Origin of the sequence: Streptomyces sp. 3214.6, from assembly GCF_900129855.1 — a bacterium.
Lineage (GTDB): Bacteria > Actinomycetota > Actinomycetes > Streptomycetales > Streptomycetaceae > Streptomyces > Streptomyces soliscabiei.
Window position 1 is genome coordinate 4,794,828 of record NZ_LT670819.1, and the last position, 16,443, is coordinate 4,811,270.

Genomic DNA, 16,443 nt, shown 5'->3' on the forward strand with positions numbered 1-16,443 from the left:
AGACCTGGGAGTGACACTCGCAACAGAGCCCGGCTGATCAGTTCTCGCGAACTGGCAAGAAGCACGAAATCGACGACGCCCGCGATGAATATTCCCGGAACGGGAGATCACACAGAATTATTTTTCCGGCCCGCCCGATCACGGCGTGCTACTGTCGACGCAGTTGCAGTTGTGGTTGCCTAGAGGTTTTCCGACGGGTGAGCACCGACCCGAAGGAGATTCATCATGGCTACCGGTACCGTGAAGTGGTTCAACGCGGAAAAGGGCTTCGGCTTCATCGAGCAGGACGGCGGCGGCCCCGACGTCTTCGCCCACTACTCGAACATCGCCGCCCAGGGCTTCCGCGAGCTCCAGGAAGGCCAGAAGGTGTCGTTCGACATCGCGCAGGGCCAGAAGGGCCCGACGGCCGAGAACATCGTCAACGCCTGATCATCGGCGCAGACGCGTACTTCGCAGCTGGGGCCCGCACCTTGGGGTGCGGGCCCCAGCTCGCTTCGTTTTCTCTCCGCTCTCATCACAGTCACCACTGTCGATACTCCGTTTCCGGCACGTTCTCGCGATTCTCTGCGCCGTTCTTCAGGCTGCGGAATTCCTTGTCACGCGCCCGCAACAAGGAAGGTTCTGCATGAATCGTGCACGAAATAACCGCACATACGACCGTTTCGCGAGTTCGACGGGCAGCCGTTACGGAGGCAGCGCCTCGCGCCGCCCCTCCGGTCACGGACGCCGCCCCGCCGCACTCCAGGGTGAATTCGCGCCGCCGAAAACCATCACCCCCGCACTGCCCGCCGTCGAGGCGTTCGCCGACCTCGGACTGCCCGCGCCGCTGCTGGCCGCGCTGGGCCACGAGGGCGTGAGCGTGCCGTTCCCCATCCAGGCGGCGACCCTGCCGAACTCCCTGGCCGGCCGTGACGTCCTCGGCCGTGGCCGCACCGGTTCGGGCAAGACCCTCGCCTTCGGCCTCGCCGTCCTGGCCCGCACCGAGGGACGGCGCGCCGAGCCTCGCCAGCCGCTCGCCCTCATCCTCGTTCCGACCCGCGAGCTCGCCCAGCAGGTCACCGACGCGCTCACCCCGTACGCCCGCTCCCTGCGGCTGCGACTGGCGACCGTCGTCGGCGGCATGTCGCTCGGCCGGCAGGCCGGCGCCCTGCGCAGCGGCGCCGAGGTCGTCGTCGCCACGCCCGGCCGTCTGAAGGACCTCATCGACCGCGGCGACTGCCGGCTGAGCGACGTCGCCATCACCGTCCTCGACGAGGCCGACCAGATGGCCGACATGGGCTTCATGCCCCAGGTCACCGAACTGCTCGACCAGGTGCGCACCGACGGCCAGCGGATGCTGTTCTCCGCGACCCTCGACCGCAACGTCGACCTGCTCGTCCGCCGCTACCTCAGCGACCCGGTCGTGCACTCCGTCGACCCGTCCGCGGGCGCGGTGACCACGATGGAGCACCACGTGCTCCACGTCCACGACACCGACAAGCACCGCGCGACCACCGAGATCGCGGCACGCGACGGCCGGGTGCTGATGTTCCTGGACACCAAGCACGCGGTGGACCGGCTGACCGAGCACCTGCTCAACAGCGGCGTGCGCGCCGCGGCCCTGCACGGCGGCAAGTCCCAGCCGCAGCGCACCCGGACCCTCGCCCAGTTCAAGACCGGCCATGTGACGGTGCTGGTGGCGACGAACGTCGCGGCCCGCGGCATCCACGTCGACAACCTCGACCTCGTCGTCAACGTCGACCCGCCCAGCGACCACAAGGACTACCTGCACCGCGGCGGCCGTACCGCCCGCGCCGGCGAGTCCGGCAGCGTGGTCACCCTGGTGACCCCCGGCCAGCGGCGCGGCATGAGCCGGCTGATGGCCACGGCCGGCATCTCCCCGCAGATCACCCCGATCCGTTCGGGCGAGGCGGAGCTGAGCCGTATCACCGGCGCCCAGGCCCCGTCCGGCGTCCCGGTCGTCATCACCGCACCGCCCGCCGAGAAGCGTCCGCGGCGCGCGGGGGCGTCCTACTCGTCCCGGGGCAGCCGTGGCCGCGGCGGCCAGGGCGGCCGGACCTCGGCGGAGGCGGGCACGGGCCGACGCAGGTCGGCGCCGCGCCAACGCCCCGCCGCCGACCCTGCGGCCTGACCCCGCCGGTCCCCTTCTCCGCTCGCCCCTTCCCCCGGCCCCCCGCTCCCCCGTCCCCTTCTCCTCCCTGGGAGGCATCATGCGCTGTGTCATCGCCCGTTACCCGTTCGACCTGACCAGGGACGGGGTGCTGGACTCGATGAAAGGCATCCCGCCCGAGCCGATCACCGGCGAGTCCGTGACCATCGGCCGCCGCCGCTACCCCGTGAAGCAGGTGGGCGAGGTCATCACCCGGCAGGACCGCCGCGACTTCACCGGCGGCGAGGTCGTCCGGGCCATGACCCGCCTTGGCTTCACCTGCCACGACCACCCCGAAGCGGTGCCGCAGTACGCTCTCACGCCGCTCCAGACCGCCTCGGAACTCCTCGGCAGCCCCGGCCCCCAGAGCGCGTGAGTTCCGGCCGGGCGTGAGTTCCGGCCGGGCGCGGACCCGGTAGGGGTCACGACTTCGCGGAGTCGTACTCCTCGCGGGCCCGCTGGATCGCCGTCATCCGCCGCTCCGCCCACAGTGCGACGCCGCGGACCTGGTCGGCCGCCTCACGGCCGAGGTCGGTGAGGGAGTAGTCCACGCGGGGCGGGATGACCGGCTTGGCGTCCCGGTGGACCAGCCCGTCGCGCTCAAGGGTCTGCAGGGTCTGCGTCAGCATCTTCTCGCTGACCCTGCCGATCTCCCGCCGCAGTTCGCCGAAGCGGTACGAGCGCTCCAGCAGCGCGATCAGGACCAGGGTGCCCCAGCGGCTGGTGACGTGTTCCATGACCAGACGCTGCGGGCACATCCCCTCGCCGACAGCGTCGGCGGCGCGCCCGCGGTCCGCCAGTGACGTCTCCCTCGCTCCCATGCCCATACGGTACGTCGAGGTCAGTGCAGCGGCTTCGGTCGGGCCAGGCCGGTGTCGTACGCGAGGATCGTGGCCTGGACGCGGTCACGGACGCCGAGCTTGGTCAGCAGGGCGTTGACGTGGGTCTTGACGGTGCCTGTGGCGACACCGAGGCGGTCGGCGATCTCGGCGTTGGCGAGTCCGGCGGCGACGAGCGAGAGGACCTCGCGCTCGCGCGGGGTCAGGGCGTCGAGGAGACCGGCGGTGGCGGCCGGTGGGGCGGGGGCGTCACCGGCGAACACGTCGATCAGACGGCGGGTGACCGCTGGGGCCAGCATCGCCTCGCCCGCGGCGACGACCCGGATGCCGGTGAGGAGTTCGGCGGGCAGGGCGTCTTTCAGGAGGAAGCCGGAGGCGCCGGCGCGCAAGGCCTCGTAGACGTACGAGTCGAGGTCGAAGGTGGTCAGCACCAGCACCCGGGGCGGTCGCTCGGACCGCGTCAGGAGTCCCGTCGCGGTGAGGCCGTCCATGTCGGGCATGCGGATGTCCATCAGGACGACGTCCGGGGCGAGCCGTCCCGCGAGCACCACCGCCGAGGCGCCGTCACCGGCCTCCCCGACGACCGTCAGATCCGGCTCGGCGTCGACGATGGCCGCGAACCCGGCACGGACGACAGGCTGGTCGTCGACGACGAGCACACGGACGGGAGCGTCGGCGCCTTCGGAGCCGCCGGAACCTTCGAGGTCTTCGAGGTCTTCGAGGTCTTCGACGGCTTCGGTGACTTCGGTGACTTCGGTGACTTCGGTGCCATGGGGACTGTGGGGGGAGTCGGGGCGCACGGTAAGCCACCCTAACGGCGGCCGACGGGCTGACCCTCCTGGCCTGCGCCGATCGCGTCCTCGCGGGGCTCCCCCGCCGGGGTGCCGTCGCGGAGGCTGCCCAGGAGCTCGCGCATCGCGGCCAGCGCCTCCCGGGCGGCCGGGGCCACCTCTTCGAGACGGCCCTCCTCGGCGACACGGACCACGTCGGCGGCCCGGTCCAGCACCGCGGAACGCAACCCGGCGGCGACGCGCTGCCGTTCGGCGTGCGCGGCGGCGACCGCGTCGTGGACGGCCTGCCCCAGCTCGGAGTCCTCGCGCCCGGTGACCGTCGTGCGCCGGGACCGTACGGCGAAGCCCGCCAGCCAGGCGGCGCCCAGCGGCGGCAGCAGGAGCAGCGCCAGGGCGAACACGCCGACGCCGATCGCCAGGGGTCCGGCGGGGCGGCCGTCGAGGACCCCGTCCCGTGCCGCAGCCGCCGCGGCCGCACCGCCCAGCGCCCCGGCGGCCGACGGCACCGAGATCCAACTCGCCCACGCCGTACCGCCGTTGGCGCCCACGGCGTACACCCCGGCCAGCAGTGCGCAGCCGCCCGCGACCAGGACCCAGACCGGATCCGCGGCACCGGGCAGCCACGGCCACCCCCAGACGCCCGCGCCCACCGCGGCCAGCGCCGCCCAGGGCATCCGCCGCCGCCACAGCAGCGGCAGCACCTGGACGAGCAGCAGCGCGCCCAGCAACAGCCGGGCCCCCACGTCGCGGGACTCGCCGAACAGCAGCGCCGCCGGGACGGCGAGCACCCCGAGCAACGCGGCATGCTCAGCGAACCGCCAGTCGACGCCCACGAGGCCGAAGACTCGCGTGCCCCCGGAGTGCGCCGGGTGGGCGGGAAGCTCGGCCCGTACCGACCAGCCGCCGGCCGGACCGGGCCGCGGCCCTGCCGTCATCGTGCCGCCGACGGCCGCGGCGCGCTCCTTCATCCCGGCCGTCCCCCGCCCGGACCCGAGCCCACGCCCGATGTCCGGACTCCCCGACGCCCTCGAACTCGCCGCAGAATGCGCTTCGTTGACGATGGTCAGGGTCAGCCGTCCGTCGTGCGGGTCCCGCACCTCGACGCGGACGGGCGCTCCCGGGGCGTACCGCAGCGCGTTGGTGAGCGCCTCCCGGGCGATGCCGAACACGGCGTCGGCCACCGCCTGCCCGACCTCGGCCCCGGCCTCGACGTCCACTTCGACCTCGACGGGCTGGCCCAGCCGCACGAAGCCGGCCGCCAGCTCCCCGAGCCGCTCCCCGAGCCGCTCCGCCGGCAGAACGTGACCGCCGTCGTCGTCCTCCTCGGCGGTGCGCAGGGTGTCGACCAGCCGATGCAGGGTGTCCAGGGTCTCGCGGCCCGTGCGGGCGGCGAACTCCAGGGCCTCGGCGGCGAGTTCGGGGCGACTGCCGGCGAGGTGTCCGGCCGCGTTCGCGGTGACGACGACCGAGGTGAGGTGGTGGGCGCTGACGTCGTGCAACTCCCGGGCGAGTCTGCGCCGTTCGGCCGTGGCCGCCTCCCGCCGCTCGGCCCGCGCCCGCTCGAGCCGGCCGGCCGCCTGCGCCCGCGAGGCCAGCCATCGGGCACGCCCCCGGCCGAGTCCGGCGCCGACCAGGCAGACGGCGGCGGTCAGGACCTGGTCGGCTCGGTGCGCGAGCCCCACCCCGTCCGCCGCGAGGCTCACCAGGACCTCGAACCCGACCAGGACGGCGACGGCCCGTAGCGTCACCGGCAGGGTGGTGCGGGCCGCGACCGAGTACACGGCGACGGCCTCGCCCACGAGGGCGTACACCACGACCGCGTCCGCGGGCACGACGAGCCGGCCGAGTTCGGCCACGACGACGACCCCGGCGAGCGCGATCAGCGGCGCCCGCCGCCGCAGGGCCAGCGCGCCGGTGACGGCCGTCCCCGCCGCCACGGCCACCGTCACGTCGGCGACGACGACCTGATGGCCGTCCCACTCCACCGCGCCGGGCCAGACGAGCAGTTGCCCGGCCATGACGGCCAGCGGCAGCAGCCAGTTCCGTACGCTCTCCACGAGGACAGGAGCATAGGCGGGCGCCCGGAACCGCACGTCGTCCGCCGGACGCACCCCGCGCCTACCCGTCTCTACCTTCCGATAGAGCGGACGGCGCCGGGACTCGTACCGCCGCCCGACGCGCCCGCCGTCCGCCGCGGCGAGGCTGGTGGCATGCAGCTGACCTACCTCGTCGTCCCGCTCCTCGCCCTCGCGATCGCCGCCCGGTTCGTCTGGAGCGGCGAGCGTCCCGCGCCCCCGGTCTGGCTGGCCGTCGCCCTGTGCCTCGCCTCCTACCCGCTCGGCATCCTGGCCGCGACCGCCCTCGGGCTGGACGTCAACTCCTCCTCCGGCCGCGGGGTCCGCCTGAGCGTGGCCGTGGAAGCCGCCTTCCTGGCGGGCCCGGTGGCAACCGCGGCACGGAAGGCGGCCCGGTCACTGGCCCCGAAGCGACGGAGCCGTGAGCGGGCCTGAGGTCGGTCGACCGGCCGGGTCATGGACCCGCGTCCGCGTCCTGATCCGCCGTCACGCGGCGCAGCAGGTTCAGCAGCGTCGTGCGGTCGGTCTCGTCCAGGGGCGCGAAGCAGGCGGCGAGGACCTCGTCGGCGATCCGGTGGCCGGCCGCCAGAACCTGTTCGCCGGACGGGGTGAGGTGGTGCTCGATGCGCCGGCCGCCGCCGGGGCGGCGCTCGATCAGGCCCAGCGCCGTCATGCGCCCGGCGAGCGTGCCGAAGGCCTGCTCGCTCTGGAAGGTGGCCGCCGCCAGCGCGCGGCCCGTGGCCCCGGGTGACTCGCTGATCGCCCGGAGGGCGTCCCACTGGGCGAGCGTGGCGCCGACGGTGGCGAGCCGGCTGTCCAGGGCGCGGTGCTGTCGATACTGCGCCTGCTTGACGGCGCGTCCCAGGAGCTGCAGTTCATCGGGCATGAGCGCAGTCTAATGCACGACTAAGCTAGCTTATATAAACATCCTTAGTTATGCTCGGCGCATGCCTACCGACACCTCTGCCGACCTCACCTTCGCCACGGCCGGCACCGGCCGCCCCGTCCTCGTCCTGCACGGCGGCGGCGGACCGGCCACGGTCGCCGGCCTCGCCGCCCATCTGGCGCGGACCGCCCACACCCTCACCCCCACCCACCCCGGCTGGAACGGCACCCACCGCCCCGACTGGCTGACCGGCGTCGACGACCTCGCCCTGGCCTACCTCCGCCATCTGCACGCCCTCGGCCTGCGCGACGTCCTCGTGGTCGGCTCCTCGTTCGGCGGCTGGACGGCCGCGGAGATGGCCGTGCGCGACACGGCGGGCATCATCACCGACCTCGTCCTGATCGACGCCGTCGGCGTGCACGTGCCCGACGAGCCGATCCGGGACTTCTTCACCCTGGACGCCCGCGGTGTCGCCGAACACGTCTGGCACGACCCGGAGCGCCACTACCAGGACCCGGCCCTCCTCACACCCGCCCAACTCGCCGCCATGCGGGCCAACATGGCCACCCTGCGAATTCTCGCGGGCGAGCCCAACATGCACGACCCGAAACTGCTGCGCCGCCTGCGTCATGTCACCGTCCCCACCCTGCTGCTGTGGGGCGCCAGCGACCGCATCGTCACACCGGCGTACGGCGCGGCCTACGCCGATGCGTTCGCCGACGGCCGGCTCCAGGTCGTCCCCGAAGCCGGCCACCTCCCGCACATCGAACAGCCGGAAGCCACCTTCGCCCTGCTCGACGCCCACCTCCGCACCACAGGCACCCCGCTCCACAACGGCCCCACACAAATGACATGAGCCATTCACATCCGGTCCATATCCGACGGCCCACAGCGACAGGAATCAGCCATTGAATCTCCCCGCGTGGCTCAATCACCGAGCCACGTAGGGGAGAAACGTTTCCTTTGGGGGCGCAGCGGTGTCCGTACTGGAGGCTTCCGGCGAACCGGAGCCCGAAAGACCCGTTCCTCGGAGGCTGTACGCGGCTCCCGGGCTCGGTGACCGCATCTTCCGGTATCAGCTGACGGCCACCGGAGTCGTCGTCCTCTGCGTCATGGCGGCCGTCGGACTGTTCCTGCTGCTGAGGGCCGGTCAGGCGCTGCACGCCAGAGGGTGGAGGTTCCTCACCACCGCCGCATGGCAGCCGGACGTCCACAACTTCGGCATCGCGGCCGTACTCACCGGCACCCTGCTGATCGCCGCCGTCGCGGTGACCCTCTCCGTGCCGCTGGCCGTCGCCACCGCGCTGTTCATCTCCGACGTGGCCCCCCGCGGGCTGCGCCGCACCCTGGTCACGATGGTCGACCTGATGGCGGCCGTCCCGTCCGTGGTCTACGGACTCTGGGGCCTGTTCTTCCTCCAGCAGCATGTGATCGGACTGTCGCGCTGGCTGTCCACCTGGTTCGGCTGGATCCCGCTGTTCACGGTCGACGGCACCGCACCCGGTGAGCCACTCGCCTCCGACAGCGTCTACACCGCGTCCACCTTCGTCGCCGGGATCGTCGTCGCGCTGATGGTCGCGCCGATCCAGTGCTCGGTGATGCGGGAGGTGTTCGCGCAGGCCCCGGCCGGCGAACGGGAGGGCGCGTACGCGCTGGGCGCGACCCGGTGGGGGATGATCCGCACGGTCGTCCTGCCCTACGGCAAGGGCGGGATCATCGGCGGGACGATGCTCGGGCTCGGGCGGGCACTCGGCGAGACGATCGCCGTCTACCTGATCATCTCGCCGGTGTTCACCATCCAGCCGCACCTGCTGCAGACCGGCTCGAACTCGGTGTCCTCCCTGATCGCCCTGCACTACGGCGATGCCTCCGACTTCGGCATGTCGGCGCTGATGGCGGCCGGCCTGGCGCTGTTCCTGCTCACCCTGGCGGTCAACTTCACCGCCTCCACCGTCGTGGCCCGTTCACGGTCCGGCGCGCAGAGCGAGGCATGAGATGACGGTCGTAGACGTGCTCGGGCCCGCCCCGCAGGCGGCCGACGCCCCGCTCCCGCTCCCCGACGTGCCGCGCCGTGTCGGCGGCCTCACCCGCAACGGTGTGCTGCGTCTCGGCGGGGCCGCCGCCTCCGGACTGTGCGTCGCGGTGCTGCTGTTCGGGCAGATCGCGCCGTTCTCCGGCGCGCTGGGCTTCGCCGTCACCGCGTACGCCGCCTTCCTCGCGGTCTACGCGGTGCTGACCGGTCTGGAGGAGGACCGCCAGGCGGTACGCGACCGGGTGATGACGGTCGTCCTGTGGACCGCGGCCGGACTGCTGTTCACCGGGCTCGTCATGGTCGTCGGCTTCACGGCCTGGCGGGGTCGGGAGGCGCTGCCGCACGGGAACTTCTTCACCCAGGACATGCAGGCGGCGGGCCCGCTGGACCCGTTGAGCAACGGCGGCATCGCCCACGCGATGCTCGGCACACTGATCATGATCGCCATCGCGCTCACGATCACCGTGCCGCTGGGCCTGGCCTGCGCGGTGTATCTGAACCAGCTCCCCGGCCGCTTCTCCCGCTTCGTGCGGACCATCGTCGAGGCGATGACCGCGCTGCCGTCGGTCGTGGCGGGGCTCATGGTGTACGCCACCTGGATCCTCGGCCTCGGCATGCAGAAGTCGGGGCTGGCGGCCGGCCTCGCGATCAGCGTGATGATGCTGCCGATCGTGATCCGGGCGGCGGACGTCGTCCTGCGCCTGGTACCCGGCACGCTGACGGAGGCCGCGGAGGCGCTGGGCGCGCCGCGCTGGCGGACGGTGTGGCACGTGGTCCTGCCGACGGCCCGCTCGGGCCTCGCGACCGCCGTCATCCTCGGCACGGCACGCGGCATCGGCGAGACATCACCGGTACTGCTGACGGCGGGCTTCACGGCGGCGCTGAACGCCGACCCGACGAGCGGCCCGATGGTCTCGCTCCCCCTGGCGGTCTTCAACTTCGTCAAGTCGCCCGAACCCACGATGATCGCCCGCGGCTTCGGCGCGGCGGCGGTCCTGATGGCCCTGGTCCTGGTCCTCTTCGCGATCGCCCGGGTCATCGGCGGCAGAGGCCCGGGCCACGAGAGCAAGCGGCAGGCCCGCAAGGCAGCCCGAGCGTCCCGACGGGACGCCACGAGATACGCCAAGACCAAGCACCTCAGGGGCGCGGGACGCATCGATATGCGGCTCCGCCGCGTGGGCGCGACCAGCCCCAACGCACCCGCACCCGCACCCGCACCCGCACCCGACAACGGCCCCACCAACGGAGACCGTCACTGATGTCCAGCCTTGTCATCAACGCCCTGCGACGGCTGGGCATCCTGGCCGCACTGCTCACCACCCTCACAGTCGTCGGCGTCCCGCAGAACGCGTTCGCGGATTCCTACACCCCCATCGCCGGCGCCGGCTCCACCTGGGCCGAGAACGCCGTCGACGAATGGCGCCGGGCGGTCAACCAGTACGGGATGCGGATCTCGTACGCCGGCCAGGGATCGTCCGACGGGCGGCGGCAGTTCCTCAGCGGAACCGTCGACTTCGCGGTGTCCGACATCCCCTTCCAGACGCATCCGACCGACGGCAGCGCCGCCGAGCGGCCGGCCGCCGGGTCGTACGCCTACATGCCGATCGTGGCCGGCGGCACCGTGTTCATGTACCACCTGACGGTCAACGGCAGGCGGGTCACCAACCTGCGCCTCTCCGGAGACGTCGTCACCAAGATCTTCACCGGGGTGGTGAAGACCTGGGACGACCCCGTCATCAAGGCCGACAACCCGGGGCTCCAGCTCCCGCACCGCACGATCGTGCCGGTCGTCCGCTCCGACGGGTCGGGCTCCACCGCCCAGTTCACGATGTGGATGGCCGCCCAGCACGCACCGCTGTGGCAGGCGTACTGCGGGCGCGTGGGCCGCTCGGGGGCGTGCGGGCAGACCTCGTACTACCCGACGGTCACCGGCATGATCGCCCAGTCCGGCGACCTGGGCGTGGCCGGTTACGTCGCGCAGAACTACGGCGAGGGCTCGATCGGCTACGTCAACTACTCCTACGCCATCAACGCGCACTATCCGGTCGCCAAGGTCCTCAACCACGCCGGCTACTACACCGAGCCCACCCCGAAGAACGTGGCGGTCTCCCTGCTCAAGGCGAAGATCAACACCGACAAGAGCTCGGCGGACTACCTCACCCAGCAGCTGTCGGGCGTCTACAACGACAGCGACCCGCGCAACTACCCGCTGTCCAGCTACTCGTACATGATCCTGCCGCTGACGGTGCAGGGCACGTTCACCGAGGCCAAGGGCAAGACGCTCGGCGCGTTCTCCTACTACTTCATGTGCCAGGGGCAGCAGCGGGCGCCCGACCTCGGCTACTCGCCGCTGCCGATCAACCTGGTGCGGGCGGGCTTCGAACAGATCCGCCGCATCCCGGGCGTGCGGGCGCAGAACATCAACATCAACACCTGCAACAACCCGACCTTCACCTCCGACGGCCGCAACAAGCTCGCCGAGACCGCCCCCTACCCGAAGGCCTGCGACAAGAAGGGCGCCGCGCCCTGCACGAGCGGCAGCGGCGGCGCCAAGTCGACGTCGTCCGACGGAAGTCCGGGCGGCGGCACAGCCGCCGGCGGCGGGTCCGGCACGGCCGGCGGGACCGGGGCGGCCGCCACCACCCCCGCCGTCGACCCCGACACCGGTCAGACCCTGGCCCCGGCCGCCGGTACGGCCGGTGGCGGCCCGGGCGGCCCCGCGGCCGCCGCCGACGGCACGATCGCCCTCGCCCAGCCGGTCGCCGTCGCCGGGCACTCCGGCTGGACCGGCACCCAGACGCTGATGGTGCTGGCCGCGTTCCTGGTCCTCGCGCTGATCCTGCTGCCGTCGGTCGTGTCCCGGCTGATCGGCCGCTCCTCGGACGGAGGCGGGCGATGAACCGCGTACGACGTCTGCTGCTCCGGCTGGTCTGCGGGTCGGCCGCGGGAGCCCTCGCCGGTCTCGCGCTCGCCCAGGCCGCGCCGCCCGCGGCCGCCGCCCCCACCGGGTCCGCGGTGACCGTGTCCGGGCGCGGCGAGTTCAAGGACATGAAGTTCACGGTCGACCAGACCACGCACCTCACCAGCCAGGCCGTCACCGTCTCCTGGACCGGCGGCACCCCGACCACCTTCGCCGGCACGCTGTTCGACACCGACTTCGTGCAGATCATGCAGTGCTGGGGCGACGACGACGGCACGGTCCCGGCCGATCCCGGCCCGCCGCGCACCCAGTGCCAGTACGGCGCCTCCCCGACCACCGACCGGGGCAGCTGGCCCGGCAACGACTTCGACGACACCCGCAAGGTCTTCTACAGCGCCGATCCCACCAACTACGGCCAGGACGACCGCTACGGCGCGACCAACCCCAACGCGCCCGGCGAGGTCCCCTTCAAGCCGGTCAGCGGCGCCACCGTCACCTCCAACACCCAGAACAACCCCTACTTCAACCGCAACACCACCAACGAGGTCGACTTCGCCCGCACCGGCGCCGACGGCACCGGCCAGGAGTTCTTCGAGGTGCAGACCGCCAACGAGGCCCCGCACCTGGGCTGCGGCACCCCCGTCAGGACGAACGGCCGGACAGCGCCGCGCAGTTGCTGGCTGGTGATCGTCCCGCAGGGCCACCTCGACCTCGACGGCAAGCCGTACGCCGACCACAGCCAGGTCAACGCGGGCTCCCCGGTCTCCGCCACCAACTGGAAGAACCGCGTCGCGATCCCGCTGCGCTTCAACCCGGTCGGCGCCAACTGCGCGCTCGGCGCGAAGGAACGCCCCACCACGGGCAGCGAGCTGGTCGCCAGCGCGATGACCAGCTGGCAGACGGCACTGTGCCCGGCCGGCCGGGTCTACGGCTACACCGAGCTCGGCGAACCCGACACCCGCGCCCGGCTGTCCGGCGACGGCGCCTCCGGGCTGGCCTTCACCACCCGGGCGCTGGGCGCCGACGAAGGCACCACGGCGCCCCCCGGTACGACGGCCTACGCGCCCGTGGCGCTCTCCGGAGCCGTCATCGGCTTCACCGTCGAACGCAGACCCAAGGCCGGCGCACCGGACGCGGTGACGAGACTCGCCGGCACGAAGGTCGAGTCGATCGACCTGAACCAGCGCCTGGTGGCCAAGCTGCTCACCGAGTCGTACGCCAACTCCACCTGGGGTTCCGTGCTCGGCGGAAAGGCCGCCAAGGGCTACGGGTGGGTGCGCAACAACCCGGCGGGGCTGGCGAGCGACCCCGAGTTCATCGCCCTCAACCCGGAGTTCGCCGATCTGTCGGTCGCCGAGACCCCGGCCACCGACACCGACCTGATCACCGCCCTCGGGCACAGCGACACCGCCCGCGCGCTGTGGCGGTGGATCCTGTCCGACAAGGACGCCCGGCAGTTCCTCGCCGGCGCCTCCGACGACTGGGGCATGCGGGTCAACCCGTACTACGCCACGAACGCGGACGTGAACGCGACCGGCACCGCCTTCGACCCGTCCCGCACGGACGACTACCCGAAGAGCGACCCCTGGTGCACGATCCCGCCCGGCACCGGCGCCACCGCCCGGCAATGCATGATCGACTTCCATCCGTACGTGGACGACATGCAGTCCGGCGCGCTGCACACCCGCCGCGCCGACGGCCTGTGGAAATCGACCTGGGACGCGCTGGCCAGCCCGCCCGCCTTCAAGAGCCCCGGCCCGCAGACCGTCGGCTCCCGGTTCGTCATCACCGTCACCGACGCGGCCTCGGCCGCCCGCTACGGCCTCCAGACCGCCCGCCTGCGCAACGCGGCCGGCACGTTCGTCGCGCCGGACACCGCTTCCCTGACGGCCGCCGCGGCGACCGCCGCCGGCAAGGGCGTCGCCGAGATCAGCCCCGCCGAGGCGAAGGCGAAGGGCGCCTATCCGCTCGCCCAGCTGGTCTACGCGGCCGTCCGCCCCGCCGGCCTGGACGCGGCCGCCCGCAAGGACTACGCGGCCCTGCTCGAGTACGCGGCCGGCGCCGGCCAGACCGGCGGCGCCGACCCGGGCCGCCTGCCCGCCGGTTACGCCCCGCTGCCGCAGCGGCTGCGCACCGCCACGACCACCGCCGCGCACGCCCTGGCGAGCTACCGGGGCGGCGCCCCCGGCGGCGGATCGGCCACGGGCGGTACCTCCGGCGGTTCGACCGGCGCGAACACCTCGGCCGGGGGCCCGGCCGGCACCGGCACCGCGGGCGCGGCGGCCGGGGGCGAGGGCGCCAGTGCCGCACCGGTCGCCCCGGCGTCGTACGGCGGAGGCGACGCCGTACGGACCACCGCGGCGGGCACGACCCCGGCGGACCCCGCGAACGCCCTGCGGTACGCCGTCCCCGTGGGCGCCGCGCTCGGCGCCGTGGCCGGGGTGGGCGCGCCCCTCGCGGGCGGCAGCCGGCCACGGCTGCCCCTGCGGGTGCCGCTCCCGGGCGGCCGCACGGTCACCCTCGTACCGCGGTTCACCCTGCCCGCGCGGCTGCGGAAACCGCTGCGGCCCTGAGCACCGCCCTGAGCACCGCCCCCCTCGGGCGGCACTCCCCACAAGCGGCCGCCCGCTCCGCGGATCAGTCGGGGCGGACGGCCCGTACCACCCTGCCAGACCGCTTCTCCTCGTACCTTCCCAAGCTCTCAGGAGACTTCCGATGCGCAGAACGCGCTCCACGGCCGTGCTCGTCGCCGCCGCAGTGGTGGCCGGCGGCGTGGCTCTCGCGAGCCCCGCCCACGCCGACCCCACCCCCGCCGGGACCTTCCGCAAGCTGGTCGGCGTGGGTTCCGACACCACCCAGGACGTGCTCAACGCCCTGGCCGGCGACACCGTCAACGCCAAGAGCTACGCCGCCACGGCCGTGAAGTCGGCGTCCGGCGCGGGCATCGCCTCCTACGACGCGATCGAGCCCGGCACCGGCTCCATCTCCTCCAGCATCACCACCCGTTCCGGCGGCCCGGCCTTCCTTCGCCCGAACGGCTCCGGCAAGGGCCGGCTCGCCCTGAGCGAGTCGCTGACCGGCGACAAGTTCCCCGACGGCAACGGTGTCGCCATCAAGGGCCAGGTCGACTTCGCCCGCTCCTCCAGCGGCCCGTCCACCTCCGGCACCGCGCTCACCTACATCCCGTTCGCCCGGGACGCGCTCGGGGTGGCCGTGCGGGGCTCGGGCCTGGACAGCCTGACGGTGGCCCAGCTGCACGACATCTACTCCACCGCCAACCCGACGGTGAACGGCGTGGCCGTGCACCCGAGGATCCCGCAGACCGACTCCGGCACCCGCAAGTTCTTCCTCGCCGCGATCGGGCTCGACAACAGCACGATCAACAAGGACATCCCGGTCGTCCAGGAGAACCAGGGCAACGCGGCCCTCACCGAGGACGGCGACCTCGTGCCGTTCTCCGTGGGCAGCTGGATCGCCCAGAACAACGGCGTCGCCCCCGACTACAGCAAGAAGGCGGCCGGCGACGGCGGCCACCTGGCGGCCGTGCGGCTGCCCGGCGACGTCAACGGCGCCACCAGCCCGGTCACCACGGTCGACGGCGCCCTCGCGCCGGTCCCGCACTACTACGAGAACTCCACGTTCGGCCGCGACGTCTACAACGTCGTCCCGACCCGGGCGGTCGACCCGGCGAGCATCTTCTTCGACAAGGACCTGTACGACGTCTTCGTCACCAGCGGCAGCCACACCGCCGCCCTGGCCTCCGACGAGGCCGAGCAGGTCATCGCCGGCTTCGGCTTCCTGAACGAGTCCTACAACGGCTCGGTCAACCTGGCCAGGCACGCCAGGCAGGGCGGCCTCGAGGAGTCGGGCGTCGACCTCTCCCGGCCGGCCGCGCCCGCCCTGAAGGCAGCCGTCGGCGACGCGAGTCTGAAGCTGTCCTGGACCGCCCCGGCCGCGACCGCCCTCCCCCTCACCGACTACCAGGTCACGCTGACCGGTGCGGACGGCGCCGTCGTCGCGACCAAGGACGTCCCGGCGACGACCACCTCGTACTCCTTCTCCGATCTGGCCGTCGGCGCCTACACCGCCACCGTCACCGGCAACAACCTCAACGGCGCCGGCGCCCCGGCCACCTGGACCGGCGCGGTCGGATACCTCAGCACCACCAGGGCGACGGCCGCGGCGACCCCGTACGGGAAGACCCCGAAGGTCGCCGTCACCGTCACCGGCTCGCACGCGGTGCTCCCCGCCGGCAAGGTGACCGTGAAGGAGGGCGCCACCCTGCTGGGCACCGGCACCCTGGACGCCGCCGGCAAGGTCACCCTCGGCCTGTCGAACCACCTCAAGGTCGCCACGCACACCCTGACGGTTCTCTACGGCGGCAGCGCCAAGCTGAACGCCTCCTCGACCACGGCCGTCCTGAAGATCACCAAGGCCACGCCGTCCGTCGCGACCACCGCGCCCGCGTCCGTGAGCCACACGGCCCGCGCCAAGGTCACCGTCAAGGTCGCCGCGCCCGGCACCACGCCCACCGGCATCGTGCGGATCTACGACGGCACCCGGCTGATCGCCACCGGCACCCTGAGCGCCGGCAAGGTGACCGTCACCCTGCCGAAGCTGGCCAAGGGCCGCCACACCCTGCACGCCTCCTACCTGGGCTCCACGACGGTGAGCGCCAGGAACGGCGCGAACTTCACGATCAAGTCCACCTGATCGCGTCCAGCTGATCCCGGCGGCCGGGGAGACACCGA

Annotated in this window: 14 protein-coding genes; 10 read left to right on the plus strand and 4 right to left on the minus strand. The window is 72.8% G+C overall.

All coding sequences use genetic code 11. From position 1 onward, the window contains the following. The first annotated feature begins 225 nt into the window (after positions 1-225). The 3 genes from B5557_RS21545 to B5557_RS21555 all read left to right on the plus strand — a co-directional run bounded on the left by B5557_RS21545 (position 226) and on the right by B5557_RS21555 (position 2,525). Entirely contained in the window at positions 226-429 is a 204-nt protein-coding gene (locus B5557_RS21545) for a cold-shock protein (RefSeq protein ID WP_079661011.1), read from the plus strand. 196 nt (positions 430-625) lie between these two features. Next, the gene (locus B5557_RS21550) at positions 626-2,131 is read left to right on the plus strand and encodes a DEAD/DEAH box helicase (RefSeq protein WP_079661012.1); all 1,506 of its coding nucleotides are present in this window, start codon (positions 626-628) and stop codon (positions 2,129-2,131) included. 79 nt (positions 2,132-2,210) lie between these two features. Further along, a complete protein-coding gene (locus B5557_RS21555) occupies positions 2,211-2,525 on the plus strand; it encodes an SCO5918 family protein (protein ID WP_079661013.1) in 315 nt (104 codons plus the stop codon). A 46-nt stretch (positions 2,526-2,571) separates the two neighbouring features. On the opposite strand, the gene B5557_RS21560 is transcribed toward B5557_RS21555, so the two are convergent. The 3 genes from B5557_RS21560 to B5557_RS21570 all read right to left on the minus strand — a co-directional run bounded on the left by B5557_RS21560 (position 2,572) and on the right by B5557_RS21570 (position 5,836). Beyond that, entirely contained in the window at positions 2,572-2,970 is a 399-nt protein-coding gene (locus B5557_RS21560; RefSeq protein ID WP_079664917.1) for a winged helix-turn-helix transcriptional regulator, read from the minus strand. A 20-nt stretch (positions 2,971-2,990) separates the two neighbouring features. After that, positions 2,991-3,647 carry a response regulator gene (locus tag B5557_RS21565; protein ID WP_079664918.1) on the minus strand — a complete coding sequence of 219 codons (657 nt, stop codon included), beginning with the start codon at positions 3,645-3,647 and terminating at the stop codon, positions 2,991-2,993. Between the two features lie 152 nt (positions 3,648-3,799). After that, on the minus strand, positions 3,800-5,836 hold the full coding sequence (locus tag B5557_RS21570) for a sensor histidine kinase (RefSeq protein WP_079664919.1): 2,037 nt from the start codon (positions 5,834-5,836) through the stop codon (positions 3,800-3,802). Between the two features lie 153 nt (positions 5,837-5,989). Here B5557_RS21570 and B5557_RS21575 point away from each other — a divergent pair, with 153 nt between their 5' ends. Continuing rightward, the gene (locus B5557_RS21575) at positions 5,990-6,289 is read left to right on the plus strand and encodes a hypothetical protein (protein ID WP_079661014.1); all 300 of its coding nucleotides are present in this window, start codon (positions 5,990-5,992) and stop codon (positions 6,287-6,289) included. Between the two features lie 19 nt (positions 6,290-6,308). Here the strand turns inward: B5557_RS21575 and B5557_RS21580 are convergent, their stop codons facing one another. After that, positions 6,309-6,740 carry a MarR family winged helix-turn-helix transcriptional regulator gene (locus B5557_RS21580; protein WP_079661015.1) on the minus strand — a complete coding sequence of 144 codons (432 nt, stop codon included), beginning with the start codon at positions 6,738-6,740 and terminating at the stop codon, positions 6,309-6,311. Between the two features lie 61 nt (positions 6,741-6,801). On the opposite strand from B5557_RS21580, the gene B5557_RS21585 reads away from it, so the two are divergent. The 6 genes from B5557_RS21585 (at position 6,802) to B5557_RS21610 (ending at position 16,405) form a co-directional block, all read left to right on the plus strand. Then, positions 6,802-7,596 (plus strand): alpha/beta fold hydrolase, encoded by a 795-nt coding sequence (locus tag B5557_RS21585; protein WP_079661016.1) that lies wholly within the window; start codon positions 6,802-6,804, stop codon positions 7,594-7,596. Between the two features lie 121 nt (positions 7,597-7,717). Further along, the gene (gene pstC, locus B5557_RS21590) at positions 7,718-8,734 is read left to right on the plus strand and encodes a phosphate ABC transporter permease subunit PstC (protein ID WP_079661017.1); all 1,017 of its coding nucleotides are present in this window, start codon (positions 7,718-7,720) and stop codon (positions 8,732-8,734) included. A 1-nt stretch (position 8,735) separates the two neighbouring features. Next, complete coding sequence (pstA, locus tag B5557_RS21595; protein WP_079661018.1) at positions 8,736-10,031, plus strand: phosphate ABC transporter permease PstA; 1,296 nt, start codon at positions 8,736-8,738, stop codon at positions 10,029-10,031. Next, positions 10,031-11,671 carry a substrate-binding domain-containing protein gene (locus B5557_RS21600; protein ID WP_099936369.1) on the plus strand — a complete coding sequence of 547 codons (1,641 nt, stop codon included), beginning with the start codon at positions 10,031-10,033 and terminating at the stop codon, positions 11,669-11,671. Before pstA ends, B5557_RS21600 begins: the two co-directional genes overlap by 1 nt. Further along, on the plus strand, positions 11,668-14,265 hold the full coding sequence (locus B5557_RS21605; RefSeq protein WP_079661019.1) for a hypothetical protein: 2,598 nt from the start codon (positions 11,668-11,670) through the stop codon (positions 14,263-14,265). Before B5557_RS21600 ends, B5557_RS21605 begins: the two co-directional genes overlap by 4 nt. Positions 14,266-14,407: 142 nt before the next feature. Further along, complete coding sequence (locus tag B5557_RS21610; RefSeq protein ID WP_079661020.1) at positions 14,408-16,405, plus strand: Ig-like domain repeat protein; 1,998 nt, start codon at positions 14,408-14,410, stop codon at positions 16,403-16,405. The last annotated feature ends 38 nt before the right edge of the window (positions 16,406-16,443 follow it).

Coding starts and splice junctions, on each gene's coding strand:
- B5557_RS21545 (WP_079661011.1), top strand. CDS start 226: ATGGCTACCGGTACCGTGAAGTGGTTCAACGCGGAAAAGGGCTTCGGC.
- B5557_RS21550 (WP_079661012.1), top strand. CDS start 626: ATGAATCGTGCACGAAATAACCGCACATACGACCGTTTCGCGAGTTCG.
- B5557_RS21555 (WP_079661013.1), top strand. CDS start 2,211: ATGCGCTGTGTCATCGCCCGTTACCCGTTCGACCTGACCAGGGACGGG.
- B5557_RS21560 (WP_079664917.1), bottom strand. CDS start 2,970: ATGGGAGCGAGGGAGACGTCACTGGCGGACCGCGGGCGCGCCGCCGAC.
- B5557_RS21575 (WP_079661014.1), top strand. CDS start 5,990: ATGCAGCTGACCTACCTCGTCGTCCCGCTCCTCGCCCTCGCGATCGCC.
- B5557_RS21580 (WP_079661015.1), bottom strand. CDS start 6,740: ATGCCCGATGAACTGCAGCTCCTGGGACGCGCCGTCAAGCAGGCGCAG.
- B5557_RS21585 (WP_079661016.1), top strand. CDS start 6,802: ATGCCTACCGACACCTCTGCCGACCTCACCTTCGCCACGGCCGGCACC.
- pstA (WP_079661018.1), top strand. CDS start 8,736: ATGACGGTCGTAGACGTGCTCGGGCCCGCCCCGCAGGCGGCCGACGCC.
- B5557_RS21600 (WP_099936369.1), top strand. CDS start 10,031: ATGTCCAGCCTTGTCATCAACGCCCTGCGACGGCTGGGCATCCTGGCC.
- B5557_RS21605 (WP_079661019.1), top strand. CDS start 11,668: ATGAACCGCGTACGACGTCTGCTGCTCCGGCTGGTCTGCGGGTCGGCC.
- B5557_RS21610 (WP_079661020.1), top strand. CDS start 14,408: ATGCGCAGAACGCGCTCCACGGCCGTGCTCGTCGCCGCCGCAGTGGTG.